Consider the following 4,126-nt stretch of genomic DNA (forward strand, 5'->3'; position numbering starts at 1 on the left):
CCCTTTTTCATTGCCTGTGGTGCGGCATTCTGCAGCATGGGGGGGGTCTGCTAGGAGGCGCCTATGGAAGGGTCCAAGTACGGCCACCTAATCGTAACCCGCTACCGTACGGACGTGCGTCTTCCCGGCTTCCGGTCCGACCGTCCGGCGGAGGAAGCCAGCCTCATCCCACCCCGCACCCACCTGGTCTGGCTGGACGGCGAGGTGGTTCCCGGGGCGAAAATGTATTCGGAGTGCGTCTGGTTCTGGCCCATGCCCGCGGAGGAACTGGAGGCGGCGCGAAGGGAAAACCGGCTGGGCGAGCTTCAGGCCCACACCCATCCCTTCGACGAGGTGATCGCCTTTTTGGGTACCAACCCCGAAGATCCCTACGACCTAGGGGGCGAAATCGAGCTATGGTTGGAAGATGAGTGCCACCGACTGACCACCAGCTTCCTGGCCTGGGTACCGGCCGGGATGAAGCACTGTCCGCTCATTTTCCGGCGCATAGACCGGCCCATGTTCCATTTTACCCTGGGCCCGGGGCGGGAGTACCGCTAGGGTACCAAGCAGGGCAAGGGGGAACGGGAATGTCTTCCTCGAGCCGAACCCGAAAGCATCTGATCACCGAATTCAAGGCTCTGCCCCTGCCTCCGGGCAGTCCACCCCTGGGAGTCGCAGGGAAGGGTGGCGAGGGCCGGCTGCTTGGCCTGGGTGAGGAGCTAATTCCCGGAGCCCTGCGGCTGGAGTGTCGGTGGGTCACCCCGCCCGGCCCGGAAATCGCCCCTCACCCCCACGACTTTGACGAGATACTGGGGTTTTTCGGAACCGACCCCGGCCGGGTGCGGGAGCTGGGCGGGGAGGTGGAACTGGTCCTGGGTGAGGAGCGGCAGGTTCTGACCCAGAGCTGCCTGGTGTACGTGCCTGCAGGCCTGCTGCACGCCGTCAGCTTCCGAGGCCTGGCGCGACCGCTTCTGTTCTTCTTCGCTACCTGCCCCCTGACCAAATGAACTTTAAGAAGGAGGCACCAAGGTTATGAAGGCTAAGCTGATCGCCAAGCCCGTTTATGAGGCCGGACCCAAGTTGAAGATTACCGGCCGGGCCAACCCTTCCATGACCCTGGTTAGCAACGAACTGATTCCCGGGTGTAACCTATATCTGGAGGTTGGGTGGATCTGGGATATGCCCGACCCCAACCCTCACATTTTCGAGCACAGCCACGACTACGACGAAATAGTGCTCCACATCGGCAGCAATCCGCAGGATCCGGAAGATCTGGGGGCGAAAATCGAGTTTGTGGTGGAGGGTGAGCCTCTGGTGTTCGACCGGACCTCGGCTCTGTTCATTCCCGCCGGGACCAAGCACGGTCCAGTAACCTGGAAGCGGTGTAGCCGGCCGCACATGCAGATGGCCATCATGTTGGGAGCCGGCTCCTACGCCGAAGGGTGGAAGGAGGACGTAGGCAAGAAGAAGGAAGACTAGCGGGACGGAGCGGCCGGGTACACCCGGTGCAAACCGTATTATCCCTGCCTTTTCCCGGCCGCCCTGGTTTCCGCGAGTGCCTGAAGCCTCGCCAGGCAGCGAACTTGGCCGGTGCGAGGGTGGAGGTGGGCGCCGGGCCTTTGGATGGCCCAAGCCGTACCGGCGCTAAGGACGGCGCCTAAGCGTGGAGCCCGCCGGAAGGCGAAACTTGAGTCTCAGTTCCGTTGGCGAAGCGACCGGTAGGAGGGGAGACCAAGAACTGCCGGAAGGCAAGCAAAGCCCTGTCTGTGTGCTGGGAGGTGAACTTATGCCCGACACGAAGTACGGTCACCTTTTCGTCCTGGACGCCCGGGCCAAGGCCGACTTGCCCAGTTACCGACACGAGACCGAAGAAGCGGACAACGGCAACTCCACCTGCCTCATCTACCTGGATGCCTCGGTAATTCCCGGCGCGCTCTACAATGAGTGCGCCTGGTTCTGGGCCGCCACGCCGGCGGGCAAGACCGAGGCCGACGCCCATGTACACGATTTCGACGAATTGGTCGGCTTCTTCGGCACCGACCGCCGTGACCCATATGACCTGGGCGGGGAGATAGAACTTTGGGTGGAAGACGAAAAGCACGTATTAACCCGTAGCTTTGTGGTCTTTATCCCCGCCGGGGTAAGACACTGCCCCTTGATCGTGCGGCGGGTGGACCGGCCGATCTTTCATTTTACCATGGGCGCGACCCGACGCTATCGCTAGCCCCGGTCTCGGCAAAGCGGCGCCTACGATTCTTATGTGTCGAGTTTAACCTTCTCGAAAGGAGGGTCTAGCGCACGGTGGCGGCATCAGGCACTCTGGACTTATTCTATGATACCGTACGCCACCCCTGGGAAGCGGCCAAGAGGTGGAAGCAGAAGACCGGCGGCGCGGTGGTGGGCTGGCTTCCGGCAGACGTCCCGGAGGAAATGATCATGGCCGCCGGCGCCCTGCCGGTAGCGGTAGTCGGCTCCGAGGCCACGGTGAGCCGGGCCGACGCCCATCTGCCGGTCTGGGCCTGCTCCTTTGCCCGCAGTAGCCTGGAGCTGGGGCTGCGGGGCGAGCTGGATTTCCTGGACGGCCTCATCCTCCCTTATACCTGCGACACCTTGAGGCTTTTAGCCGGCATCTGGGGACACCTGCGGCCCAAGCTTTTAGTGCACCCCTACCTTCTGGCCCACCAGGCCCGCCGTGCCAGCGCCCGGCAATTCGTGCGGGTGGAACTACTGCGGCTAAAGAGCGCCCTGGAAAACCTCACCGGCCGGGAGATCACCCCCGAGAGCCTGGCGGCGGCCATAGAGCTCAACGGGCGCTGCCGCGAGCTTCTGGCCCGGCTTTACGACTGGCACCGGCGCTACCCGGAAAGGCTATCCACCCCAGAGCTATTCGCCGTGCTGCGGGCGGCCACCCTCCTGCCCAAGGAAGAACTCCTGGCGGGGCTTTTAGCCCTGGCCCGGGAACTGGGCCTGGAGGAAGAAGCTCCCCCGGAGGCCGGGCCGAAAGCGGCCGCAAACGGTCGCCACCGGGTATTCCTCTCCGGCTCCCTGGCCCCCCCGGCCCTCTTCAACCTCCTCGAGGAAGCCGGCCTGGTAGTAGTGGGAGACGACCTCCACCACGGAGAGCGCTACCTTTACCCCGTCCCCCAAGGACCCGACCCTCTGGAGCGGCTGGCCGTCCGCCAGCTCACGCTCCCCCCCACGGGGTATTCTAGCCCACCCGGGGCCAACCGGCCCGGCTACCTCCGGGAAAGGGTGCACCGGCTAAAGGCCCAAGGCGTGATCTTTTTGCACCTACGTTTTTGCGAACCGGAGAACTACGACTACTATCAGCTTTATCAAGCCTTAGAGCGGGAGGGCATTCCTTCTCTCCGGGTAGAGACCGACTTTCAGGGCAGTTCTCTGGGGCAGATCAAAACCCGGCTAGAAGCCTGGGCCGAAATCCTGGGGGTGAAATAAATGCCTGAACGCCCGCCCCTAAAAAGCGTAACCCACCTCAAAGAAATCATGAACCAATACTACACCGGTGCGGAAGAAGCCAAAAAAAGCGGCCAACCCCTAGTCTGGGTCACCGCCGTCTCCCCGGTAGAAATCATCGTCGCCCTGGACCTCTTCCCCTACTACCCGGAAAACTTCGGCACCCTGGTGGCCAGCCGCAAACTCACCCATGAATACTCCCAGGAGGCCGAAGTACGGGGCTTCTTCCCGGACCTATGCGGGTATGCCCGCGCCGGGATAGGAGACTGGCTAAAGGTAGAGCACCCGGTGGGAAGACTGGTGCCGCCGGACCTGGTGGTCTGCTGCAACGCCCAATGCAACAGCCTCACCAAGTGGTTTGAAGTAGGGGCCCGCTGGCACTCCGCCCCCTACTTCCTCCTCGACGTCCCCTTAGCCCTGCCGGACACCAAAAGCGCGGTAATCCAATACGTCAAAAACCAGCTTGAAGAACTCATCGGGTTTTTAGAGCACCACACCGGACGCCGCCTATCTCTGGACCGGCTGGTAGAGGCCATGGACCTGGCCAACCAGGCCTGCCGCCTCTGGAAAGAAATCCTGGAAATGGCGGCACTGAAGCCCGCCCCCTTTAGCTTTTTCGACGCCTGCATCCACATGGGCCCCATCGTCACCTGGCGGGGCAGGGAACTGG

General features: G+C 62.7%; 6 protein-coding genes. All 6 read left to right on the top strand.

What is annotated here, in order from left to right; genetic code table 11:
• Positions 1-63 precede the first annotated feature (63 nt).
• Positions 64-540 carry a hypothetical protein gene (locus NUV99_12070; protein ID MCR4420824.1) on the top strand — a complete coding sequence of 159 codons (477 nt, stop codon included), beginning with the start codon at positions 64-66 and terminating at the stop codon, positions 538-540.
• A gap of 29 nt (positions 541-569) precedes the next feature.
• Positions 570-989 carry a cupin domain-containing protein gene (locus tag NUV99_12075; protein MCR4420825.1) on the top strand — a complete coding sequence of 140 codons (420 nt, stop codon included), beginning with the start codon at positions 570-572 and terminating at the stop codon, positions 987-989.
• 25 nt (positions 990-1,014) lie between these two features.
• Positions 1,015-1,461, top strand: a complete 447-nt coding sequence (locus tag NUV99_12080; GenBank protein ID MCR4420826.1) for a hypothetical protein — start codon at positions 1,015-1,017, stop codon at positions 1,459-1,461.
• A 307-nt stretch (positions 1,462-1,768) separates the two neighbouring features.
• Positions 1,769-2,206, top strand: coding sequence for a hypothetical protein (locus NUV99_12085; GenBank protein MCR4420827.1), 438 nt, complete (start codon positions 1,769-1,771; stop codon positions 2,204-2,206).
• A gap of 77 nt (positions 2,207-2,283) precedes the next feature.
• Complete coding sequence (locus NUV99_12090; GenBank protein MCR4420828.1) at positions 2,284-3,438, top strand: 2-hydroxyacyl-CoA dehydratase family protein; 1,155 nt, start codon at positions 2,284-2,286, stop codon at positions 3,436-3,438.
• The coding region (locus tag NUV99_12095; GenBank protein MCR4420829.1) for a 2-hydroxyacyl-CoA dehydratase family protein at positions 3,439-4,126 on the top strand (688 nt) is incomplete at its 3' end. It abuts the gene before it with no gap.

It is taken from the genome of Clostridia bacterium, from assembly GCA_024653205.1.
In the GTDB taxonomy this organism is placed as follows: Bacteria; Bacillota; DSM-521; order Neomoorellales; family SLTJ01; genus JANLFO01.